The organism is Microbacterium sp. (genome assembly GCF_048259935.1).
Lineage (GTDB): Bacteria > Actinomycetota > Actinomycetes > Actinomycetales > Microbacteriaceae > Microbacterium.
Window position 1 is genome coordinate 141,332 of sequence record NZ_JBLXHF010000007.1, and the last position, 20,740, is coordinate 162,071.

Here is a 20,740-nt window from a genome sequence, read left to right on the forward strand (position 1 = left end):
AATCGGTTGCATCAGCGTCCGCCATGCAACCAGGGTCCGCTCACAGACCGCTCACGCGGACCGAACGGTGCGGCCACGAGGCGGGTGCGGTCGCGTGTGAGCGCTCTGTGAGCGCCACCTGCTGAACTGCGCGACGAGGGAATCATAGAGAGCAGGGGGACAACCATGAGGCACAGATCTGCACGGATCACCGGTGGTGCGCTGGCCGTGGTGATCGCGGCGATGCTGACCGGATGCTTCGCGAATCCGCTCGATGCGTTCGTCGAGAATGTGACGGAAGAGACCTCGAAGAATGCGGCGGAGGAGATGATCGAAGGGCTGACCGGTGGCGAAGCCGGCATCGAGTTCGGTGAGCTGCCCGAGGGCTTCCCGGCGGAGGTCACCCTGGTCTCGGACAACGTGCTTCAGAGCGTGACCGTGGCCGAGGGCACGATGGTGATCGTGAGCGACCCGCGCAGCATGGAAGAGCTCCTTGCGCAGGTGAAGAAGGACTTCTCCGGTTGGGAGGAGATCGTTGCAAGCGACATGGGGGTGATCGTCAGCGCGATGTACAAGAAGGACGATTCGCTGAGTGTCGCCGTCGGCATCATGGAGGGTGGTGATGGCGAAGACAATCGGGTCACCTACACGGTCATCACACCGGAGGCGGAGTGATCGATTGACCACAGCGCCATACGGCGAACCTCGTCGGTGCTGTCGGGTCTCCCGCCGGCCAGCCGGATGTCGGCGGCGGTGGAGAGCATTCCGAGGGTCTCGGCTTCGCGGGCGAGCCTGTCGAGTGCGAGACGATCGTCGGATGCTGTTGCCACCGCGTGCCGCATGATGAATCCCAGCAGTCCGCCGCCGCCGATCCTGCTGGCCTCTTCTGTCACCGCGATCGCACCACCGGTCACATCCCTGAGCGCGTGGGCATCGTCCGCACTGCCGAGCGCGCGCAATGCCCCCACCGCCTTCACGGCGCAGTGCGCCAGCAGGCCTGCGAAGTACGTGTGCTGCGCGGTCAGGACCTGGCGCGCCGAATCGACGAGCACACGCGCCGCATCGCCGTGGCGCCCGGCAGCGTTCTGGCCCCAGGCGATTGCCCAGGCCCGCATCATGACGACCTTCGGATCGGTTTCGGCCGCGGCGGGGATGACGGCGAACCGGGCATCCGCTTCATCGGTGTGACCGGCGGCGAAGGCGGCGGCGCCGGCGAGAGCGAGGGCTGCGGGCAGCAGTCCTGACGAATCGCGCCATTGGAGATGCTGCACTGCTGAGGTTGCGAGGTCGTGAGCATGGTGCGCATCGCCGCAGAGCAGGTCGATGAGTGCCAGCCCGTACTCCCAGCTGCCGAGGGCTTCAGGGGAGTTCACCTCGGCATCGGCGAGGGCACGGTCGAAGCGGCGTCGGGTGGCGGTGATGTCGCCGGTGTTCGACAGCGCCATGATGGAGAGGAGTTCGATGAGGGCTGCTCCACCGGGAACCAGCTCGATGAGATCGTCGGGTGCGCGGTGCAGGCGCTGCAGGATCAGGGTGGCTTCTTCGATGGGGCCGGTGATGGTGGCGGCGTTCGCTGCTGTGATGAGTCCGCGTACGGCCGCTGCGTCTGTGGTGTCCTCGGGGGCGTCGGCGATCTCACTCGTCTGTCCGGCGATCACGGACCAGCGCATCGCATCGCGCTGCAGATGCTGCACCTCGCCCGGTTCATCGATGACGCGGAGCGCATCGGTGATGATCGCGAGTGCTGCGCACGCGTCGTGGTGGCGCAGCCCTTCGTGCTGTGCGTGTGCGAGTGCTGCGGCGGTCTGCGCTTCGCACGTCGTCGCCGTCCGCGCAGCGGTCGCGAAATGGGCGGCGGCCCTGTCGGGATCGTTCAGGGTGGATGCCGCGATGCCGGCGATACGGTGCGCGGTGGTGTTGTCGGGATCGAGGCCGATCACGGCGTGCGCGGCACGCAGCGCGAGGCGCTCATCGAAGGCGCCGAGGGCGTACTGAGCGAGCTCCAGAGTGGGGATGACGTCGACCGGCTCGCCGAGATCCAGTCGAAGGATGTGCACGTGGCGACGCACGGCGGGGAAGGCACGGCCTTCGTCGCCGCTGAGCGCTTCGATCACTTCGAGCGACAGCTCACGCCAGAGGGCATCGCTGAACTGGCTGCGCAGAAAATCACCGTCGAGCGGGTGCGAGAGGCGCAGCCACCCCGGGGCTGAGTAGACGACGACGTCGGCGCGCGCCAGCATCCGTCGTTCGGTATCGCCGAGCGCGGAGATCGGAAGTTCCCCGGCAATCGTGATCTTCGCGGCGGCCTCGATGACGGCGTCATTCAGGCCGCTGAAGCGCTCGCCGACCAGCCGGGTGAGGCGTCTGGTCGATGCCGGGTCGTCGTGCAGGTCCCAGCCGTGGTCGGTGCGCACGAGGCGCTTCTCGCGCACGGAAGCGGTGAGGATCTCGCGCAGATGCAGCGGGTTGCCCTGGGCCATGGCGAAGATCCGTGCAGCGGCTGCCGGGGTCAAAGTGCCACCGATGGTGTGCAACACCAGCTCGCGGGCGTGGTCGGTCGTGAGCGGTTCGACCGTGACCTCGGTGAGCTCGCCGCTGTCGTAGAGGGCGTGGATCTCGCTCGGGGTGCCTTCGAGATCGCTGGCAGTGAGGATCGTCGGCATGCGCGAGTTGCGGATGAGCTGGCTGATGACGAAGAGGGATGCGTCGTCGAGCTGCTCGACATTGTCGACGAGAAGCACCGTGTTCGAGCGGTTTCGGGTGAAGTGATCCACGAGCAGGGCGGGGGTCAGCCACTTCTCCGGGACGATGCCCGCGAAGATTCCGAGTGGCACGGCATGGCTGAGCGGGGTCGCGGTCAGCAACGACACGGTGCAGCGGTGCGCTTCGAAGCGGGTGCGGATGGCGCGAAGCAGATGCGTCTTTCCGATGCCGGCAGGACCGGTCAACAAAGTGGTGCGTCCATCGCGGAGCAGCGCTGCCAGAAGATCGGGTTGGTGGGAGGTGATGCTGTGGATTGCAGCATCCGGAATCTTGAGCTCAGGCTCGGACTCGACGACCGTTGCGCCGGAGAGGCGAAGGAGCGATTCTGCGGGTTGGCCCTGGAGGATGCCGAGGTGCAGGCGACTGAGCTCACTGCTCGGTTCGACACCGAGGTGTTCGGCGAATGTCGCGCGTGCGCGAGCGAAGGCGTCGAGCGCCTCTTGGGTGCGTCCGTCGCAGTAGAGGGCGGCGATCAGCTGCCCCCAGTGGCGTTCGGTGAGCGGGTTCTCTTCGACGAGCGCGTGGAGTTCGGAGAGCACCGCGGCACCTTGTCCGAGTGCGAGGTCGAGGTCGATGCGGTCTGCGAGCGCGCTCGAGCGCAGGGTGCCGAGCCGTGCGGATTCTGCTCGCAGCACGGTGTGATCGTGGAGTCCTGTGTACGCCGTCCCCTGCCAGAGGTCGAGGCCGTCGCTGAGCAGTGCGGTCGCGCGGGAGAGGTCGCCGTCGGCCAGCGAGACGCCGCCCTGCTGGACGAGGAGCTCGAAGTGAGCGGCATCCGTCTGCACGCATGCCGGGTCGATTCGGTACCCGCCGTCGGCGAGGGTGATTTCCACCGGGATCGCCGCGCGCAAGCGCGAGATGTGTGCCTGCAGGGCGTGGCCGGGATTTCGCGGCGGAGAGTGATCCCACAGCTCGTCGATCAGGTACTGCGGTGACAGCATCCGCCCGCGCGAGACGACGAGATGAGCGAGGAGTCCGCGCTGCCTGGCGCTGCCGAGAGGGTGTTCGCGGCCGTCGGTGCTGGCCGTGACCGCACCCAGTACTGAGACGTCGAGCATAGCCTCACGTCCTTCCGTCCCCATCAGGCGTCACCATATCAGTGGGTGTGGGGGCGGGATGCCGTGGCCTTGGTGGGGTGCGGTGCGCGGGGTGGGTGGGCTGGGTGGGGTGGGTGGGCTGGGTGCCGGACACTTGTCAGCCCGATTCACGGACGTCAGTGGGAATCGCGAGATTTCGGCTGGCAAGTGTGCATTCGGCTGACGGGTGTGCGGGGCTGGCCGGCGGCCGCGCCCGGCGGCCGCCTACTGCACCGACCACCCGCCGTCGCTCGCAACGATCGCGCCGTTGATGTTCACTGCGTCATCACTGAGGAGGAAGGTGATGGACGCAGCGAGCTCTTCGGCGGTCGCCAGAGCCGGGATCGCCTGCTGGAAGGGAGCCAGGCGTGCGGACCCCGCCTCAGACATGTTCGGAGGCATCGGGATGCCGGTGGCCACCCCTCCTGGTGCGACGGAGTTCACGCGGATGCCCTTCGGCCCGTACATGAAGGCTGCGGACTTCGTGACGCCGATGATGCCGTGCTTGCTGGCGGTGTAGGCATTGCCGGAGGCATTGCCGCGCACGCCTGCTTCGCTGGCGACGTTGAGGATGGCGCCGTGGCCGGCCTTCTCCATGACGGGCAGTACCGCGCGCATGAGCTTGAACGGGGCGGTCAGGTTGATGGCGATGACGCGGTCCCAGACAGCATCCGTCGTCTCGCCGGCGGGCGAGAAGTCGTCGTTGATGCCGGCGACGTTCGCGAGAGCATCGACGCGGTCGCCGGCGGCGGCGAGCACGGCGTCGATCGCGTCTTGTTTGGTGAGGTCTCCTGCGACGGCGACGATGCCGGGGACCTCTTGCGTGAGTGCATCGAGCTTCTCGGCCGAGATGTCGGCGGCGATCACGCGCCCGCCTTCACGGGCGATGCGGGATGCCGTGGCTTTGCCGATTCCGGATGCCGCACCTGTGACGATCACGGTCTTGCCGTCGAAGCGGCCAGCGGTGATCTTCTCGACCCAGCCGGCGGGGCCGGTGTCTTCAGGGATCTCGCCGCCGTTGGCTGCGCGGACGAGGTCGTCGACGACCGACTGCGGCATCTGGCCCTGGCTGAGAACAACGAGCTGCTGCAGGGGCAGGCCGAGCACGGGAGCGAGAGAATCGGGGTTGGCGCCGGACTGCGCGAGCAGGCCCTTGATGAGCTCGCCGCCTGTCTTGTCATTCAGCCATTCGCCGATGGTGGAGCGTGCGGTCAGTGCCATGATTCTCCCTTTAGTCGGCCGTATGCATGTTTCGCAACGGTACGTCTCGTTATCGAAGTCTACGCCGAAGAGGAACGGAAGTCACTGGGTGCTTGCCGCTTCGTGAGCGGTCGGACACTCTGGGAGCACCTGTCGATGAAGCGAGGAAGTGATGACCGGAAGGTGGAGGGGACGGCGCGCGCTCGTGACCGGGGCGAGCAACGGTGTCGGCAGGGAGATCGCCCGGGCACTCGCCGCGGGTGGTGCGCATGTGCTTCTTCCGGTGCGTGATCGTGGGCGCGGGGAGTCCGCGGTCCGCAGCATCCGAGAGACGATGCCGGATGCGTCGCTCGAGCTGTGCGATCTCGACCTGGCGGACTTCGCGACGGTGACGTCGCTCGGCGAGAACCTGCGCGCCGCGGGCGAGCCGATCGAGCTGTATGTGATGAATGCCGGGATCATTCTGCTCGGGGATCGCGAGCGGCATGTTTCTGCCGACGGGCACGAGCTGCATCTGCAGACGAACTTCCTCGGTCACGCTGCGCTGACACGTGAGTTGATGCCTCTGCTCCGTGCGGGGAGTGCGCGCATCGCGGTAGAGCTGAGTGTGGCGGCGGCTCGCGGCAGCCTCGACGATCTCGAGGGCGAACGGCGGTACAGCGCGTGGCGTGCGTATGCCGGGTCGAAGCGCGCGCTCGGGCTGTGGGGCGTCGAGCTGGCGCGGCAGAATGCGTTGAAAGACTGGGGTCTGGGCGTGAATCTGTGCCATCCGGGGGTCGCGCCTGACACTGGCATCGCTGCCGAGTTGCGTCGCAAGGTGCCGGGAGGAGAATTCGGCACGATGGCGCGGCTGGCGCGGTATCTGGGTAACCCTCCTGCGCACGCGGCGGAGCCCGCGTTGATGGCGCTGGAGAGGGCTGCTGCACCGGGCAGCTTCTTCGCGCCCGGTGGACCTTTCGGGCTGTCGGGCGCTCCGCGCGAGCGGCGGTTGTTCCGGTCGTTGCGGAATGAGCGGGAAGCGCGGTTGATGTGGGATCTCGCTGAGGCGGCATGCTGAGCCGCTTCGTCCGAACCAGGTGCCCGATACGCTCGATGAATGCCTCGTCCTCGCAGTGAGAAAGCCCGCCAGTCGGTGATGGCGGCGATGCGTGCTGCGGTGATGTCGGATGGTTATGAGTCGGTGACGATCGAAGGCCTCGCGGCCGAGGCGGGTGTCTCGAAGCAGACGATCTACCGCTGGTGGTCGTCGAAGGCCGCGATCCTCGGTGAGGCGCTGCTGGAGGGCTCGCTTCCTTCGCCTGAGCTGCCGGTGTCGGAGGATCTGGCGGAGGATCTGCGGGCCTGGTTCTCGGCGATGTCGTCGCAGGCCGAGCATCTTGCGAGCGTCGAGGTTGCGCGGGCGCTGATCGCGGTGACCGCGACGGATGCTGCGCTCGGTCTCGCTCTTAATAAGAGGCTTGCTGATCCGATCATCGAGCAGGTCGTCTCGCGCCTTCGGACGGCGCAGGATGCGGGGGACGTGAGGCGCGACGTCGACGTCGCGGTCGTCGCGGACCAGTTCATCGCAATGTCGTCGTACGCGGCACTGCTGGGTAGACCGCTCGATGAGGCGCGGGTGGATGCTGTGGTCGAGGTGCTGATGCGGGGGATCGGGGCGCGCTGAACTTCGATTCCGCAGGCAACCAGCGCCTCCACCAACGGTTTGACGCCGCGGCCCCGCGACACGCAGTGATCATCAGCCCTGGGCCCGTGCGTCCCACGGATTCACGAGATCGACACCGGTTCCCACGAAGTCGCTGAGGTTGCGCGTTGCGAGCGTGCCGTCGGATCCGACGACGATGGCCGCGATCTGTGCGTCGGCAATGCTGATCGGACTTCCGGCGGCTGTGCGTGCCGCGATTACGGCTCCGTAACCGAGCGCCGTCGCCGTGGTGAAGGGCAGAATGCGATCATCGAAGCCGTCGAGCGCGAGATGGAACGCATCCGCGAGTTGGGTCCGGCGTATGCCAGCGGGCAGCAGCGCGATTCCCGCTGCGATTTCGCCGACGGTGATCGTCGTCGTCCATATCTCTCCACGCGGGAGGCCATCGAGCCAGGCAACGACATCCGAGTTCGGCTCCGCACGCATCACCTCGGAGACGACGTTGGTGTCAAGGACTATCACGTCAGATCGACGTGTTCGGGAAAGTCGGTGCGTCCGGGAATCGCCGGTGCGTCGAGGCCGGTGAAGGTTGCCGCGAGGAAGCTGCCGAACCCGCGCTCGCTGTCGATGCCCTTCGTCGCGGCCGTCAGGATGGTGCGAACTTCCGCTTCCATCGACCGGCCCTCTCGTGCCGCGCGCACCTTCAGCGCGCGCACGACGTCATCGTCGAGCCCACGGACTGTGATCGTCGACATGATGCCCCCTGACTGCAGTGCTGTCATTGCTTTCACAAGTGTACTTCCGAGAAGATCATGTGTCGACGGTAGCGAGGGCCTCTGACACGGCGGGCCGCGCGCGTAGGCTCAAGGTATGAACAAGAACAGCGTCTGGACCATCGTCGGTGTCGTCGTCGCGGTCATCGTCGCGTGGTTCGTGGTCAGTGCGCTGTTCTCGGTGCTCTGGTTCATCGTCAAGCTCGCGCTCGTGGCCGTGGTCGCCGTGGTCGTGTACCTCGTGCTTCGTGGAGCGTTCAGCAAGCACGAGTGACGCGCACCCCGTTGAGCGCGACATGGATGCGAGCGATTGCGTAACCCACTCCGCTACCGCAGCGCTTCCCGTGCGAACAGCACCAGATCGGGGTCGTCGGCTCGCGGTCGGCTGCGCCGTGACGACCCGCCGAGCAGGTCGAGCACCTGCCACGCGTGAAAGGTGGCGTGGTCGATATCCAGCGGAGTGAACATGCGACCACTCGCCGACCGCCACCCGCATATCTCCAGCCCGAAGGCGACGGCCCGCCAGCGGTCGTTGCGCGGGGTGCCGTCCGCGATCGCCAGCAGAAGCAGAGTCGCAGCATCCGTCTCGGCATCGCTGAGCTTGCGGTAAAGGCCGGTCGCCACGAGACGCAGCTGCAGCTGCGGATCGGTCAGTGCCTTCTTGGCGGCGGCGCTCAGCAGCAGTCGGCCCTTCTGCATGCGCACGAGACCCATCCGCTGCGCTGTCTCGCGCAGGTTGGCGATCGGCGGCGTCAGGTCTTCGCGGTTGCCCTTCCCGATCCAGTCGTCGGCCCAGCCGAGCGCTGTCATGCCTGCCAGCACGGTGGCCGGCGGCATCCATCCGGCAGCGGTGAGCGCGAGACCGTCCTGGCCGATGGCATCCATCAACCAGGCGAACGGGCGGACGATGCGCGCGGCCGCCTCGGCGTCGATTTCGGTCGGTTCGAGAATGCCGGTGGCGTGCAGGTGCTGGCGCAGTTCCGCGCGGATCGGCAGCGGGAGCGCGGATGCCAGGGATGCGATCGGCGACGCCTCGTCGATGTCTCCGGGGCGACGGTGCCGATCGGACTTGACGAGTCCGGACATGTCGCTCGGGGAGATACCCGATTCCTCGGGGTTGAACAGCAGGTTCAGCTCACCCTGGATGCCTACGAGGTCGAACGCGTCTGGGCTGGTCGGCGCCCACGGTCCGACGGTGGCGCGGATCCACGCGGTGATCTCCTCGTGCTCCGGATGCTGCGGATCGGCCGCGATGGCGAGCTTCTCGGCGTACCCGCCCGGGCCACCAGAGTCCTCGAACGGGCCGCGACCTGCGCCATCGAGCAGCACGACCGGCGCGAGGAGGGCTTCATCCGGCATCCGCTCCACGACGTCGATCCGGTGCACCCACCCGTCGCCGAAGTCGTACTCGTACCAGAGCGAGTCCAGCTTGAGGGAGTCCACGTTGCCGAGGACGTCGCCGACGGCGAAGTCGTCTTCGGAGAGCGTGCCTTCGATCTGGTCGTCGAAGTCCGGCGACGCCCACCGTCGGACTGGACCTGACGGGCGCGAGAACGGATCGATGTCGGTGAACGTGTGCAGATGCGACTCCCGCCAGCCCATGATCGTCTGCAGGGCGATGTGCAGCATCCGCAGACTGACGTGCTGGTGGATGTCGAAGACGCGCCAGATCTCGGGTTCGCTGCCGATGAGCGACACGCGCAGGCGGAATCGGGTCATGGGGACGATCGTAGAGCCGATCGGGGACGCTGGCCGTGATCTTCGACGTCGGGTTCTGCGCGGAGCAGATCAGCGACTTCTTCCTCTGGGCGGGGCGCGATGTTCTCGTCGAGCTCGATCTCGGGCACGGTGGCCTCGCTCGGGCTAGGGATGTGCTTCGGGTGTGGCTGGTCGTCGTGGGAATTCACGGTGGCTCCTTCATTCTGTGGCGGCCTGCGGTCGTCGTGCCCGTCGGCCTCAGAGATCCACTCTGCCGCTTTCCCCGCCTTCGTAGCGCTCACCGGTCATCTTCGACTTCACGAAGCTGAACGCCGTGGCGATCTTTCCACCCGGAGTGTCCCAATACTCGGCCGAATCCGCGCTGAACTTGAGCACGCCAACAGCAGGGTCGTCTGGACCATCGGGGAACCAGGCCTCGACCATCGGGTTCCACAGCTCCTCGATCTTCGCGCGATCCTCGACAAGTCGTGCCGTGCCCGAAAGCGAGACCCAGGCATCGTTCGAGCTGAGCGAGACGTTGGCGTGCGAGTCGGCAGCGAGATCTCTGATCGGCGATGAGGTCTTCGAAACGAGGAACCACAGGTCGCCGTCGAACTCTGCCTCCTGCACGGTGAGCGGGTGCGCGACGAGGGTGTCGTCGTTGTGGCGGGTGACGAACATCGCGAATCGGAACTTCTTGACGAGTTCTGCAACCTTCGTGCGATCATCCGTGGCGTCAGTCATGGCGTTCACCTTTCTCTTCCGGTCCATCTGTCGCAGTCAACGATGCTCTCTCTGTGCATTTGGGGGAACGGGGTTGAAAGGGATGCGCATCCGAGGTACTGGTGAGGTTCCAGTGGGCGGGGTGAAGCCGTTCGCGTCGTGGGTTCTCGCGCTGCTACGCCGTGAACCCCACGCTGCGAAGCGCGTTCACCTGCTGCCGCCAGAAGTCCTTGACGACCTCGGTCTTGGTGAACATCTGATCGAACCCGTGCGTCGCGCCGGGAACGACGTACAGCTCGCACGGCACGCCGGCCGCGTTGAGACGTCGCGCGTACTCGACGTCTTCGTCATGGAAGAGGTCGATCGCTCCTACCCCGATCCACGCCGACGGCAGCCCGGTGAGGTCTTCCCGACGCGCAGGGGCTGCGTAGGGGGAGACGCCGGGCCGTCCTGGTTCGCCGCCGGTGTAGGTTGTCCAGCCGTGTCGGTTGTTCTTGGTGTTCCAGCCCCGGTGATACTTCGCATCAGCGTGCGTTCTGAGAACCGTGCGATCGTCGAGCATCGGGTAGACCAGCAGCTGGAACTCGGGCTGCACTCCGCCCTGGTCGAGGGCGTACAGGGCGAGTCCTGCCGCGACGCCTCCGCCGGCGCTGGCTCCGCCGATGGCAAGCCGCGTCTGGTCGATGCCCCACTCTTCGCCGCGCGTCGCGAGCGTCTGGAGTGCGGCGTAGCAGTCCTCGACCGAGGCCGGTGCCGGAGCATCCGAGCCGAGCCGATAACGCGCCGCCGCAACCGCGATGCCGAGTTCTCGGACGAAGGCGATGCTGCTGCGGTCGTCTTGCTCGGGCGTGCCGAACAGATGGCCGCCGCCGTGCATCCACAGCATCGCGGGAACGGGACCGACGGTGACAGCAGGACGGAACAGGCGGATCGAGACCGTCGGAGAGATCACGATCTCCTGCACGGTGATGTCGGGGCCGGGATCGATGCCGCGCGGCTTCGCCTTTCGCATGAGCTTCACCATCCGCGGACCGGACGGCACGTTCGGCAGGAAGCGCGCGAGCGCGAGCTCAGGGTGATACGGCGACTTCGACATCGGGTCCTCTCGAAACGGGATCAGGAGCGGTGCATGCTGCACCGACAATCCTCCACCTGACGTGACGACGGCGGCGGCATTGATATCGCGCCTGCCGCTCGACAGGTGTCGTCAGCATCCTGCACGCGACCGAGATCGTCGCTGGATCTCAATCGCAGGCGATACCGTCTCCATCGCGATCGAGATCGTAGATATCCGAGCCAACGATTCGCACGGGCCCTTGGACGTAGGCGGGCCCATTTCCGCTTCCTCCAGCACAGTCAACGTCGCTGGCGATGGGGACGCATGCATCCGCGTAGTTTGAATCGCAGCCGCCGTTTTGCTGAACAAGGGGGACAGGTGCTGCCGGTGCAGGTGGTGGGGGTGGCGGTACACGGCTCCCGACAGTGGTGACCTCTGCGACGGGTTCCAGCCGCACAGTTTCAGCTATGGCCTCTCGCGCAACCTCCTTGCCGTCCACGAGAGTCACCCGGTACTTCGTCACCATGATTCCGTTCGCCCCAATCGTTGTAACCGTAGTGTTGCCTCGGTCGAGCTGGGGGTCGTCAATGGTCGTCTTCCCGAATGGAATCGGGCTCTCTTCGCTGACCGTTGTGAAGGTGGTCGGGTTGGGAGTCGGTGTCGGGCGCGACGTCGGACTTTCGATGACCGCGGGCGCAACCAGGGCAGCGGGAGATGTGGGCTCGTTCACGCTGGCACTTGAGATTCCGGCACCAAGCACGAGCATGGCAGCGGTGCCCAACGCGGTGAATCCAGCCCGTCGCGAGCCGAGGCCCAGGCGCGGCATTGGGCGGCCAGCAATCGCGACGATCGCCAGTCCCACCACTGCAAGAACGGCCAGAATGGCAATAACCGGAGACCACTTCGCAAGGACCGCGCCGATGAGGAGCGCGCCCACAATGAATGCGACCACGAGCCAGGCCTTCTTGCGCTTGGCATGTGAGGTTATTGGTTCGGAAGCGGTGGCCTGATTCAGCGGCGCAGTTATGTTTGTCCACTGGGTCCCGTCCCACCAACGGAACTGATTGGGGTTTTCGGGATCTAGGTGCCAGGAGGCAAGGGGAAGTTCGGGCATCGCGTGCACCTCTCGGGCTGAGGCCAAAAACCAATCGGGCGCAGGATGCATCCAAGGCTATGTATAGCGCCTTCAAGGGGTAGCCACAACCGGGTCGAACCGCCACTCTCGTGCCGAGAGACCCAATGAAGGTCGAAACGGGTCGTTACCTGTCGATCAGCGCGTGGAGTTGGACACGGAGCTTCGGACCACAGACATGCACGTGGGTCGCGAACTCCAACGTCAGTTGCTTGCGCCGTCCGCGACAACGAGAACACTCGTCAGAGGGATGACTGAGCGCCAACGCTCGGGCAACTTTCGGTAGTTCTCGAGAACGAAGGTCACGACATCCTCACCTGTGAGCAGGCGAAGACCGGGGCGCTGGCGTTCGATCGCGAGGGCATCTCGGGTGTAGGTCCCCAAAGTGACGAAGAGTGACATCTCACCCGGACCCTGCGTTCCGACTAGCTGCTGCACTTCGGGTGCGCCCGTGCTCCCGGCGCGATGCTTGCACTGGACTTTGATCTGCGGCGGTTCAACACCGAGCGCGTCGCGATGCGCGATGACATCCACGCCACCGTCCTGGGAATACTGCGTGACGCGGGCTTGGTACCCGAGCGCGCGCAATAGATCGGCCGTGAAATCTTCGAAGTCCTGGTGTGAGAGCTTGCGGTGCAACATCTCGAGTACAAAGTCACGAGTGTGCCGTTCGATTCGCGATGCGCGAGGCTCGTCGTCTGATTCGTCGTCGTCGTTGGCCTCCGCGATCTGATCGACAGCTTCTGCGACCTCGTCGATCGAGTTGGCTGTGGTCTGTAGCGCGGCGAGGAACTCATCAGCATGGTTACGGATGCGGAAAACCGTCAAGACGGAGCCGATTTCGTACAACGCTGACTGCGTGAAGACAGTGCGTGGCAGCCCCGTCTGGCGCCAGTCGATTCGACGACGATGACGATGCGAAGGCGCGGATTCTTCGAAGTAGTACTCGCTGTCGATCACGCCGATGTTGATCGTCGAGTTCGGCTTGTACGGTGCAACGACGACGTCTCCGAGCTGCATCTCGTCTCTAAAGCGGGCCAGGACACCTGCTTGGCCCGCGATCGAGCGTGGCTTCGCCTCGGGCTCAATTTCAGTCAAAGTCGATTTCAGACCGTCGCGTCCGTTGGGGATGTCCGTAAGCGCACCCAGATCGTCCCAGCCGATGCTGATGAACCCGTCCCCCACAAGCTCCGTCGTGAGGGTGTCGTTGTGCACTCCCCATACGTTGGTCATCGCCATGGTCACCTTTCCTAGAGACGGTGCCAGCGTATCGGTCAGCCGAACGCTATCCGAAGCCGCTCCCGCAACCCTGGAGCACACACGTACACGTATGTGCCGCGCATCCCGCGTGTCAGCAGCACGCCGTAGATGTTGCGGATGAACACGAGCAGGTCGTCGTCGGTGAACGCGTCCTTCAGATGCCCGGTGTTCTCTTTGCCCTTCTTGTCGCGGTACGCCTCGCGGTCGGCCATGACCGAGCCGTCAGCCGCGAGCCGGAGATCCGGCCCGATTACCACGCCGGCGTAGTTGAGGTCGTACCCCTGCACGGTGTGGATCGAGCCGACCTCCTCCAGCGAACCGTCGGAGTTGATCCAGTCCTTGTCCGTGCTGTTCCACCGCATCCGCTCGCCGTCGAGCTCGATATCGAACGCCGAGGGATCCTTGCGCGACTTCCAGTCCCACGCGTAACCCGCAACGAGACGAGACAGTCCGACCTCCGCATCGCGAGCGCGGATCGCCCGGCGCATCTCGCCCAGATCGTCGAAGAACCGCAGGTCGTAATCGCCGAGATCGGGCCGGTCGACGACAGTCCCGCGCAGCAGCATCCGGATGTACTCGACGTAGTCGGCGCCGGCTTTCACCCGCATCTGCGTCGTCAGCGGGAAGTGCCGGTGGGCATCCTTCGCCGCGCGAAGCTCGGCGTCGAGCGTCGCGGGCGAGAGATCATGCGGGCGCACGCTCTGCGCGCCGTCGATGAGCAGCAGTTGGTGCCGGCTGCGCGCCTTGATCCAGTCGAGCTGCGTGTAGTGGGCGGCATCCGCTCCGAACAGCCGCTCGTTGATGAGCCCGAACTTCTTGTTCTGCACGCCGGATGCCTGGTTCGCGCGCTGGTTCAGTCGGTGGGTCTCATCGACGAGGACGAGGTCGAACACCGCATCCGACTCCCCGACCTGGAACGGGGTCAGCACCATCGACGGATCCAGCTTCGGCGTCTTCTTGAACACCTTCTTCACCGACTGTCGCAGTGACTGCTGCGGGATCACGAGCGCCATCTTCAGGTCGGCGAGCAGGTCGCGGGTCGGGGGTGAAAAACTCCGCGAACATCGAGTCGGGTTCGACGTCGTCGTGATCCTGGAAGTCGCGGATATCGGCGAGCAGCTTCATGAGGAAGATCGCGACGATCGTCTTGCCGGTGCCCGGATCGCCCTGCACGACCAGGGTGGAACGGGCATCCGGATGCCGGAGATCGGCCAGCAGCCCCTCGATGATGTCCTCGATGGCGATCGCTTGATCGTCGGCGAGTGCCTTGAACGGCGAGAGCTTGAAGAGGTCGCTGTTCTCGATCTGCGGGATGCTGCGGCTGAACAGTCCTTCGGCACGCAGCGCCTCGAACACCTCGTGGAATGACTCCCGGTAGATCTCGCGTTCGTAGTAGCGGGCATCGGTGAGTCCGTCGTTGCCGTTGAGGATGCTGTACTGCCCGTCGCCGTGGAACCAGCGGATCAGATGTGACTCCAAGTCGAGGCAGGCGGACTTGTTGTAGCGCTCGTCGATGACGACGCGGATCGACTCGAGGCCCTCGTTCTTCTTGGAGCCCGACAGGTGCTGGCGCATGCGCTTCTGCGCGCTGGTCGTCTCGCCGACGTAGAGCTTCTGGTTCCTGCCGGTGCTGTCGAGCACGTAGACGACCGGCCAGTTCGTGTACTCCTGGTTGTCACGCGCCCAGCTGTCGACTCCTGTGCGGTCGAAGGGAATGCGCCGGATGCTGAAGCTCACGGCTCTGCGTTCTCTCGCGCTGCTTCTTCCGCCCGTTCGGTGTATTTGACCATGCGGCCTTTGGCGAGCTCGACAGGGTACTTGGCGCGCGTCTTCTCAAGTTTGCTCAGGATGATCTCGTCGATGTCGACTCCGAGCTTGTTCGCCAGATGGATGCAGTAGGTGAGCACATCGGCGAGCTCCTCCTCGACGCGCTCCCGGTCGGGCTCTTGGTTCCACTGGTACAGCTCGAGCAGCTCCGCGGCCTCGATCGAGATGCTCTTCGCGAGGTTCTCCGGGGAGTGGAACTGGTCCCATTCGCGCTCCGCGACGAAGGTGCGGAGGGCCTGCAGCGTTGCGGGGGAGGGCATGAGAGTGACGGTAGCAGGGTGTTAGGCGTGTGATCCGACCAGGTACTCGTAGAGGCTTCGCTCGAGAGGAGACTCCATTCCTAGGTCCATCGTGACGACACCCAAGGACACGCCCTTTGCATCCGGCATCTTGTCTTGCTTCGCGTTTGATGAGCGGGCTTCACCGAGGTAGTAAAAGTCGGTGCCTTCGGCATCGTCCTTCTTGGCAAATAGGTGCAGCGGGATGCGGTTCTCGACGATTGCTTGGACCTCTCCGCTCTTGAGCGTGCGACGACTACGGGTGAACCAATGCAGAGTGGACTCATTGAGGAACTCGTCACCGTATGCCGTGCTGGCAGATACGTCCTCGTGCTTGTCGTAGGTGATGAAGATCGGACAGGAGAGAGACGCGTAGTCGACTTTATAGCCGTAGATCGTGCTCTGCACGTTCTTCTGCCAGTTGAGCAGACGACACGCATCGACTCGGCCGCGCAGCCCGGCATCGGCATCGCGATCTGGCTGCACGCCACCGATGTCCAGGTCATCCACGACGCACTCGTCGAAGACAATCACCCGATCATCGCGGCCCCGACCGATGGGCCATTCGGCCGTACTTTCACCTTTGCCGATCTCGACGGATACCAGATCACCCTCCACGATCAGGCCTGATCCGCCGCCAAGGCCGACAAGGGACTTGGTCATCGCCCATACGATCGTTCATATGACTTCTTCGGCCCTGGTCGACCCGGCCCTGCGCCGGGCCCACGCCGGCGTCGCGCTGCTGTTCCTCACGAACGGCGCACTGTTCGCCAACATCCTGCCCCGCTACCCCGAGATCAAAGCATCCCTCGGGCTGGCAGCCGCCCCCTACGGCCTCGCGATCGCGGCGTTCCCCGCCGGCGCGATCATCGCGGGTCTTGCCGCAGCGCTGTTCATCCGCCGCTTCGGCTCGGCGAAGGTCGCTGTCGCCGGAACGATCGTCACGAGCCTCGGCATCCTCGCCGCCGGGCTCTCGCCGCACGTGCTGCTGTTCGCGCTCGGACTGCTGGTCGGGGGAGCAGCGGACGCCATCACGGACGTCGCGCAGAACGCCCACGGCCTGCGAGTGCAGCGCGGGCTCGGCCGCTCGATCATCAACTCCTTCCACGCGACCTGGTCGATCGGCGCGGTCCTCGGTGGATCGATGGCGGCCATCGCCATCGCGACGGGGCTGCCCATCGGCATCCATCTGGTCATCTCCTCGGTGATCTTCTGCGTCGTCTCACTGGTCGCCCTGCGGCTCTGCCTGCCGGGCCGCGATCGCGAGATCGACGAAGACGCCGTCGCCGGCGGCGGGGAGATCGGCGGGGCGCTCCAACGCATCACCGCGAAGACGGTCGTCATCATCGCGGCGCTGGTGCTGATCTCGATCGCGGGCGCGCTCGTCGAGGATGCCGGCATGTCATGGGCGACGCTCTACCTCGGATCCTCGCTCGGCGCCCCCGCCGCCCTCGCCGCAACTGGATACATCGCTCTCGTCGGCGCGCAGTTCATCGGGCGCCTGGTCGGCGACTCGCTCACCGACCGCTTCGGCCAGCGCGCGGTGGCGATCTCTGGTGGGCTCATCGCCTCCGTTGGCATGGGGCTCGCGCTCGCGTTCCCCTCGATTCCGGGAACCATCATCGGATTCGCCGCCGCCGGATACGGGGTCGCCACCCTCATTCCGGCCGCCATGCAGGTCGCCGATGACCTGCCAGGCCTCAAACACGGCGCGGGCCTCACGATCGTGTCGTGGCTGCTGCGTCTCGGGTTCCTCATCTCGCCGCCCATCGTCGGACTCGTCGCCGACAACGCAGGACTGCGCACAGGCCTGCTCGTCGTGCCGATCGCCGGAGTCGTCGCAGTACTGTTCGCGTGGGCGCTGCAGGGGCGGGTGAAGCCGACCCGGTAACGCGATCGGCGGCCGCGTGCTGGGTAGGCTGACCGCATGCCGACCACCGTGCCACGCGTCATCCACACCGGGCAGGCCCTGGTCGATCTGACCGTCGAGATCCCCGACCTGCCCGCGCGCGGACAGAATGTGATGGCTTCCTCCGTCACACAGTACGCGGGCGGAGCGGTCACCGTGCTGCTCGCAGCCGCGCGTCTCGGCGCGCAGTGCGTGCATGCCGGCTCGCTGGGCGCGGGTCCGCACGGGGATGTGATCCGTGCCGCGCTCGCCGCAGACGGCATCGAGGCGTCAGCGCCCGTCGTCACCACGCAGGACACCGGGGTGTGCGTGGTGCTGGTCGAACCGAGCGCCGAGCGCACCTTCGTCACCACGCTCGGCGCCGAGCGTGAGATCACCGTCGACTCCCTCTCGACCGCCGAGGTTCGCGCCGGAGATCTCGTGTGCGTCACCGGATACTCGCTCGCTGTCGAACAGACCCGTGCCCCGCTGCTCGAGTGGCTGACCTCCCTCCCAGAGGAGGCGGTCGTCGTGCTCGACCCGGGGGCCGCGTTCGCCGCTCTCCCCGCCGAGGTGCGCGATGCGATGCTCGCCTGCACGGATATCTGGACGAGCAACGCCGAAGAGGCCACCGATCTTCTGGCCGTGCGTGGTGTGGCTGTCGAAGCATCCGACCGTGAGATCGTCGCGCAGGCCGGCGCGCTCGCGCCGGTGATGCGATCGGATGCTGTCGTGATCGTCCGCGACGGAGCCGAAGGCTGCGCCGTGCACGTCGCCGGTGAGACGACGTACGTGCCGGGCTTTCCGCAGACTCCTGTCGATACCAACGGTGCCGGCGATACGCATACCGGTGCGCTGCTCGCCGGCATCGCAGCGGGCGCGACCTGGGTAGACGCATGCCGCCGTGCCAATGCCACTGCGGCGATAAAGGTGACCCGGCGCGGGCCGACGACGGCGCCGACTGCGGTCGAGGTCGACGAGTTCCTGCGGACGCAGTGATGAGCGCGGGAAACCGGGACTTCCTTAACGACACATAGCGATATATCGTTAACTCCACGATTCAGGAGGTCAACATGAACGGTTCATTCCCCACCGGCGGTTTCGGCTCCGGCTCTCCCTTCGGCGGATCAGGCTCGCCTTTCGGTGCCCCAGGAGGTCCCGGGGCGGCGATCTTCGATGCGCTCGATCAGCTCCGCAAGTCCTTCGAGCCGCGCCCGGCCGGCTCCACGCGCATGGCGCGCGGCGACGTCCGCGCGGCGGTGCTCTCGCTGCTCGCCGAAGAGCCCATGCACGGTTACCAGATCATCCGCGAGATCGAGGACCGCTCCGGCGGATCATGGAAGCCGAGCGCGGGCTCGGTTTACCCGACCCTGCAGCTGCTCGCCGACGAGGGGCTCGTCTCCGCGGAAGAGCAGAACGGACGCAAGACGTACTCGCTGACCGAAGCGGGTCGCGCCGTCGCTGACGACGAGGCGGATGCTCCGGCGCCGTGGAAGTCCAGCGGCCGCACAGGCGAGGGCGTGCACCGCCACACGGCACTGGCGAAGGCCGGCGTCGATCTGGCCGGCGCAGCCGCGCAGCTGGGTCGAACCGGCAGCTCCGAGCAGATCGATGCTGCAGTCGAGGTCCTCGACGACGCCCGTCGTAAGCTGTACGCGATCCTTGCCCAGGACTGATCAGCAGAGGGGCGCCATGGCCGTCGAGCAATCCGTGCGGCCCCATCGCGCTCGCTATCGACGCATCCTGAGGTTCGCCTCCGTGCAGCTGGTGCAGCTGTGGTGGTTCGAGCTCCTCCTGCCCCGAGTGGGGTTCGCTGGCATCAGCGAGCGCACCCGCACTGACCGGATGCGCCGGCTCGCCGAGCGCTTCCATGTGCTCGCCGTCGACCTCGGCGGGCTGATGATCAAGGTCGGCCAGTTCCTCTCGTCGCGCATGGATGTGCTGCCCCCGGAGATCACCGAAGAGCTCGCCGGTCTGCAGGACGAGGTGCCGGCGGTACCCTTCGCCGACATCAAGGGGCGCGTCGAGACCGAGCTCGGTGTTCCTCTCGAGCGCGCATACGCGTGGTTCGACGAGGTGCCGCTTGCCGCGGCATCCCTCGGTCAGGCGCATCGCGCGCGCCTTTCCGATCGCGAGGCCGACGACGCAGGATTTGTCGACGTCGTCGTCAAAGTGCAGCGGCCCGGCATCGACGACATCATCGCCGTCGACCTCGCGGCCCTTCGCAAGGTGGGCGGGTGGTTGCGCCGGATCCGGATGGTGTCTGACCGAGTGGATGCTCCGGCCCTCGTCGAAGAGTTCGCGCAGACAAGTCTCGAGGAGATCGACTACCTCCACGAGGCGGCCAATGCCGAGCGATTCGCCGAGAACTTCGCCGACGACGATCGGGTCGCGGCGCCCGCCGTGGCATGGGAGCGCACGACGAGGCGACTGCTCACGCTCTCGGATGTCACCGCGATCAAGATCAATGACATCGAGGCGCTGCGCGGTGCCGGCATCGACCCGGTCGAGGTGGCTCAGGCATTCGCAGCGGCCATGTTCGAGCAGGTGTTCACACACAGCTTCTTCCACGCCGATCCCCACCCGGGCAACATCTTCGTGACGCCTATGCCCGATGGTGCGTGGCGCCTCACTTTCATCGATTTCGGGATGATGGGCGAAGTACCCGAGGGGCTGCGAAGCGGGCTGCGCGGACTCGTCATCGCGGTGGCGTCCCGTGACGGCAAGCGTCTCGTCGAGGCAGTGCAGGAGGTCGGTGTTCTGCTGCCGTCCGCCGACACCAAGAGCTTTGAGCGCGCAGTCACTCAGCTGTTCGCGCGTTTCGGTGGGATGGGCTTCGCCGAGCTGAGCACCGTTGACCCGCGGGAGTTTCGGGACTTCGCGCATGAGTTCGGTGACACGATCCGCTCCCTCCCGTTCCAGCTCCCCGAGGGCATGCTGCTGCTGTTCCGCGCGGTGTCGCTGACTTCCGGAATGTGCAGTGGTCTTGATCCGAAGTTCAACGTCTGGGATGCGGTGGAGCCGTTCGCCGGCCAGTTGCTGCGCGATGAGTCCGGCAACACGCTGAAAGAATTCGCGTCGCAGGCGTGGGACAGCATGGGTACGACGGCGCGGCTCCCAGGCCGCATCGACTCGGTCATCAGCGATATCGAAGCCGGTACCGTTTCGTTCGACACCTCACGCCTCGAGCGACGGATGGACGCGCTCGTCCGGATAGGTCTGCGCGTGGTCTCGGCGGTACTGTTCGCGGGACTTGCGATCGGTGGGGCACTGCTGCTCGTGCCTGCACCTGCGCTGGGAATCGTGCTGCTCTCGGTGTCGATCATCCCGCTCGCGCACGCTGTGCTCGCGGGACTCTTCGGGGGTCCTCCGCGCAACTGATCGGCGGTCCCGTCGACGACACCATCACGCTCGACACGCTTTTCTGAAGTCGCTTTCTTTGTG

At 65.9% G+C, this 20,740-nt stretch carries 22 protein-coding genes and 1 pseudogene; 9 read left to right on the top strand and 14 right to left on the bottom strand.

Going from position 1 to position 20,740, the window contains the following annotated elements; genetic code table 11:
• Positions 1 to 165: 165 nt before the first annotated feature.
• Entirely contained in the window at positions 166 to 654 is a 489-nt protein-coding gene (locus ACN0RC_RS12960) for a hypothetical protein (RefSeq protein ID WP_417512341.1), read from the top strand.
• Here ACN0RC_RS12960 and ACN0RC_RS12965 read toward each other — a convergent pair.
• Together ACN0RC_RS12965 and ACN0RC_RS12970 are read right to left on the bottom strand one after the other, a co-directional pair.
• Positions 624 to 3,800 (bottom strand): BTAD domain-containing putative transcriptional regulator, encoded by a 3,177-nt coding sequence (locus ACN0RC_RS12965; protein WP_417512342.1) that lies wholly within the window; start codon positions 3,798 to 3,800, stop codon positions 624 to 626. The genes ACN0RC_RS12960 and ACN0RC_RS12965 overlap by 31 nt on opposite strands.
• Positions 3,801 to 4,043: 243 nt before the next feature.
• Complete coding sequence (locus ACN0RC_RS12970) at positions 4,044 to 5,039, bottom strand: SDR family NAD(P)-dependent oxidoreductase (RefSeq protein ID WP_417512343.1); 996 nt, start codon at positions 5,037 to 5,039, stop codon at positions 4,044 to 4,046.
• A 151-nt stretch (positions 5,040 to 5,190) separates the two neighbouring features.
• Between ACN0RC_RS12970 and ACN0RC_RS12975 the strand changes: the two genes are divergently transcribed.
• Positions 5,191 to 6,075: an SDR family NAD(P)-dependent oxidoreductase gene (locus tag ACN0RC_RS12975; protein ID WP_417512344.1), complete on the top strand. Its 885-nt coding sequence runs from the start codon at positions 5,191 to 5,193 to the stop codon at positions 6,073 to 6,075.
• A gap of 39 nt (positions 6,076 to 6,114) precedes the next feature.
• Positions 6,115 to 6,681, top strand: a complete 567-nt coding sequence (locus tag ACN0RC_RS12980) for a TetR/AcrR family transcriptional regulator (RefSeq protein WP_417512345.1) — start codon at positions 6,115 to 6,117, stop codon at positions 6,679 to 6,681.
• Positions 6,682 to 6,753: 72 nt separating this feature from the next.
• On the opposite strand, the gene ACN0RC_RS12985 is transcribed toward ACN0RC_RS12980, so the two are convergent.
• The gene (locus ACN0RC_RS12985) at positions 6,754 to 7,182 is read right to left on the bottom strand and encodes a type II toxin-antitoxin system VapC family toxin (protein ID WP_417512346.1); all 429 of its coding nucleotides are present in this window, start codon (positions 7,180 to 7,182) and stop codon (positions 6,754 to 6,756) included.
• Positions 7,179 to 7,442 carry a FitA-like ribbon-helix-helix domain-containing protein gene (locus ACN0RC_RS12990; protein ID WP_417512347.1) on the bottom strand — a complete coding sequence of 88 codons (264 nt, stop codon included), beginning with the start codon at positions 7,440 to 7,442 and terminating at the stop codon, positions 7,179 to 7,181. Before ACN0RC_RS12990 ends, ACN0RC_RS12985 begins: the two co-directional genes overlap by 4 nt.
• Before the next feature lie 88 nt (positions 7,443 to 7,530).
• On the opposite strand from ACN0RC_RS12990, the gene ACN0RC_RS12995 reads away from it, so the two are divergent.
• Positions 7,531 to 7,707, top strand: a complete 177-nt coding sequence (locus ACN0RC_RS12995; protein WP_417512348.1) for a hypothetical protein — start codon at positions 7,531 to 7,533, stop codon at positions 7,705 to 7,707.
• Positions 7,708 to 7,760: 53 nt separating this feature from the next.
• On the opposite strand, the gene ACN0RC_RS13000 is transcribed toward ACN0RC_RS12995, so the two are convergent.
• The 10 genes from ACN0RC_RS13000 to ACN0RC_RS13045 all read right to left on the bottom strand — a co-directional run bounded on the left by ACN0RC_RS13000 (position 7,761) and on the right by ACN0RC_RS13045 (position 15,918).
• Positions 7,761 to 9,152, bottom strand: a complete 1,392-nt coding sequence (locus tag ACN0RC_RS13000; protein WP_417512349.1) for a plasmid pRiA4b ORF-3 family protein — start codon at positions 9,150 to 9,152, stop codon at positions 7,761 to 7,763.
• A complete protein-coding gene (locus tag ACN0RC_RS13005; RefSeq protein WP_417512350.1) occupies positions 9,149 to 9,340 on the bottom strand; it encodes a hypothetical protein in 192 nt (63 codons plus the stop codon). Before ACN0RC_RS13005 ends, ACN0RC_RS13000 begins: the two co-directional genes overlap by 4 nt.
• 49 nt (positions 9,341 to 9,389) lie before the next feature.
• Positions 9,390 to 9,875 (bottom strand): pyridoxamine 5'-phosphate oxidase family protein, encoded by a 486-nt coding sequence (locus ACN0RC_RS13010; protein ID WP_417512351.1) that lies wholly within the window; start codon positions 9,873 to 9,875, stop codon positions 9,390 to 9,392.
• Between the two features lie 154 nt (positions 9,876 to 10,029).
• Positions 10,030 to 10,950 (bottom strand): alpha/beta hydrolase fold domain-containing protein, encoded by a 921-nt coding sequence (locus tag ACN0RC_RS13015; RefSeq protein ID WP_417512352.1) that lies wholly within the window; start codon positions 10,948 to 10,950, stop codon positions 10,030 to 10,032.
• Between the two features lie 148 nt (positions 10,951 to 11,098).
• Positions 11,099 to 12,025: a G5 domain-containing protein gene (locus ACN0RC_RS13020; RefSeq protein WP_417512353.1), complete on the bottom strand. Its 927-nt coding sequence runs from the start codon at positions 12,023 to 12,025 to the stop codon at positions 11,099 to 11,101.
• 222 nt (positions 12,026 to 12,247) lie between these two features.
• Positions 12,248 to 13,282, bottom strand: a complete 1,035-nt coding sequence (locus ACN0RC_RS13025) for a restriction endonuclease (protein ID WP_417512354.1) — start codon at positions 13,280 to 13,282, stop codon at positions 12,248 to 12,250.
• Between the two features lie 35 nt (positions 13,283 to 13,317).
• Positions 13,318 to 14,235, bottom strand: coding sequence for a DNA/RNA helicase domain-containing protein (locus ACN0RC_RS13030; protein ID WP_417512384.1), 918 nt, complete (start codon positions 14,233 to 14,235; stop codon positions 13,318 to 13,320).
• Positions 14,171 to 15,040, bottom strand: a complete 870-nt coding sequence (locus tag ACN0RC_RS13035; protein ID WP_417512355.1) for a GIY-YIG nuclease family protein — start codon at positions 15,038 to 15,040, stop codon at positions 14,171 to 14,173. Before ACN0RC_RS13035 ends, ACN0RC_RS13030 begins: the two co-directional genes overlap by 65 nt.
• Positions 15,037 to 15,390, bottom strand: a complete 354-nt coding sequence (locus tag ACN0RC_RS13040) for a nucleotide pyrophosphohydrolase (RefSeq protein ID WP_417512356.1) — start codon at positions 15,388 to 15,390, stop codon at positions 15,037 to 15,039. Before ACN0RC_RS13040 ends, ACN0RC_RS13035 begins: the two co-directional genes overlap by 4 nt.
• A gap of 21 nt (positions 15,391 to 15,411) precedes the next feature.
• The gene (locus ACN0RC_RS13045; RefSeq protein ID WP_417512385.1) at positions 15,412 to 15,918 is read right to left on the bottom strand and encodes a DUF3427 domain-containing protein; all 507 of its coding nucleotides are present in this window, start codon (positions 15,916 to 15,918) and stop codon (positions 15,412 to 15,414) included.
• On the opposite strand from ACN0RC_RS13045, the pseudogene ACN0RC_RS13050 reads away from it, so the two are divergent.
• The 5 genes and pseudogenes from ACN0RC_RS13050 to ACN0RC_RS13070 all read left to right on the top strand — a co-directional run.
• Positions 15,841 to 16,038, top strand: a pseudogene (locus ACN0RC_RS13050) (VOC family protein); the annotation flags it as partial. The gene ACN0RC_RS13045 and the pseudogene ACN0RC_RS13050 sit on opposite strands and share 78 nt — an antisense overlap.
• A 52-nt stretch (positions 16,039 to 16,090) precedes the next feature.
• Positions 16,091 to 17,299, top strand: coding sequence for an MFS transporter (locus ACN0RC_RS13055; protein ID WP_417512357.1), 1,209 nt, complete (start codon positions 16,091 to 16,093; stop codon positions 17,297 to 17,299).
• A gap of 36 nt (positions 17,300 to 17,335) precedes the next feature.
• Positions 17,336 to 18,295 carry a PfkB family carbohydrate kinase gene (locus ACN0RC_RS13060; RefSeq protein WP_417512358.1) on the top strand — a complete coding sequence of 320 codons (960 nt, stop codon included), beginning with the start codon at positions 17,336 to 17,338 and terminating at the stop codon, positions 18,293 to 18,295.
• Positions 18,296 to 18,369: 74 nt separating this feature from the next.
• On the top strand, positions 18,370 to 18,972 hold the full coding sequence (locus ACN0RC_RS13065) for a PadR family transcriptional regulator (protein ID WP_417512359.1): 603 nt from the start codon (positions 18,370 to 18,372) through the stop codon (positions 18,970 to 18,972).
• Between the two features lie 16 nt (positions 18,973 to 18,988).
• Positions 18,989 to 20,677: an ABC1 kinase family protein gene (locus ACN0RC_RS13070; RefSeq protein WP_417512360.1), complete on the top strand. Its 1,689-nt coding sequence runs from the start codon at positions 18,989 to 18,991 to the stop codon at positions 20,675 to 20,677.
• The last annotated feature ends 63 nt before the right edge of the window (positions 20,678 to 20,740 follow it).

Excerpts from the sequence above, each read along its gene's own strand:
- ACN0RC_RS12970 (WP_417512343.1), bottom strand. The coding sequence starts at position 5,039 with ATGGCACTGACCGCACGCTCCACCATCGGCGAATGGCTGAATGACAAG.
- ACN0RC_RS12960 (WP_417512341.1), top strand. The coding sequence starts at position 166 with ATGAGGCACAGATCTGCACGGATCACCGGTGGTGCGCTGGCCGTGGTG.
- ACN0RC_RS13040 (WP_417512356.1), bottom strand. The coding sequence starts at position 15,390 with ATGCCCTCCCCCGCAACGCTGCAGGCCCTCCGCACCTTCGTCGCGGAG.
- ACN0RC_RS13065 (WP_417512359.1), top strand. The coding sequence starts at position 18,370 with ATGAACGGTTCATTCCCCACCGGCGGTTTCGGCTCCGGCTCTCCCTTC.
- ACN0RC_RS13030 (WP_417512384.1), bottom strand. The coding sequence starts at position 14,235 with ATGGTGCTGACCCCGTTCCAGGTCGGGGAGTCGGATGCGGTGTTCGAC.
- ACN0RC_RS12980 (WP_417512345.1), top strand. The coding sequence starts at position 6,115 with ATGCCTCGTCCTCGCAGTGAGAAAGCCCGCCAGTCGGTGATGGCGGCG.
- ACN0RC_RS13000 (WP_417512349.1), bottom strand. The coding sequence starts at position 9,152 with ATGACCCGATTCCGCCTGCGCGTGTCGCTCATCGGCAGCGAACCCGAG.
- ACN0RC_RS12965 (WP_417512342.1), bottom strand. The coding sequence starts at position 3,800 with ATGCTCGACGTCTCAGTACTGGGTGCGGTCACGGCCAGCACCGACGGC.
- ACN0RC_RS13015 (WP_417512352.1), bottom strand. The coding sequence starts at position 10,950 with ATGTCGAAGTCGCCGTATCACCCTGAGCTCGCGCTCGCGCGCTTCCTG.
- ACN0RC_RS12975 (WP_417512344.1), top strand. The coding sequence starts at position 5,191 with ATGACCGGAAGGTGGAGGGGACGGCGCGCGCTCGTGACCGGGGCGAGC.
- ACN0RC_RS13025 (WP_417512354.1), bottom strand. The coding sequence starts at position 13,282 with ATGGCGATGACCAACGTATGGGGAGTGCACAACGACACCCTCACGACG.
- ACN0RC_RS13055 (WP_417512357.1), top strand. The coding sequence starts at position 16,091 with ATGACTTCTTCGGCCCTGGTCGACCCGGCCCTGCGCCGGGCCCACGCC.
- ACN0RC_RS13060 (WP_417512358.1), top strand. The coding sequence starts at position 17,336 with ATGCCGACCACCGTGCCACGCGTCATCCACACCGGGCAGGCCCTGGTC.
- ACN0RC_RS12995 (WP_417512348.1), top strand. The coding sequence starts at position 7,531 with ATGAACAAGAACAGCGTCTGGACCATCGTCGGTGTCGTCGTCGCGGTC.
- ACN0RC_RS12990 (WP_417512347.1), bottom strand. The coding sequence starts at position 7,442 with ATGACAGCACTGCAGTCAGGGGGCATCATGTCGACGATCACAGTCCGT.
- ACN0RC_RS13010 (WP_417512351.1), bottom strand. The coding sequence starts at position 9,875 with ATGACTGACGCCACGGATGATCGCACGAAGGTTGCAGAACTCGTCAAG.
- ACN0RC_RS13020 (WP_417512353.1), bottom strand. The coding sequence starts at position 12,025 with ATGCCCGAACTTCCCCTTGCCTCCTGGCACCTAGATCCCGAAAACCCC.
- ACN0RC_RS13070 (WP_417512360.1), top strand. The coding sequence starts at position 18,989 with ATGGCCGTCGAGCAATCCGTGCGGCCCCATCGCGCTCGCTATCGACGC.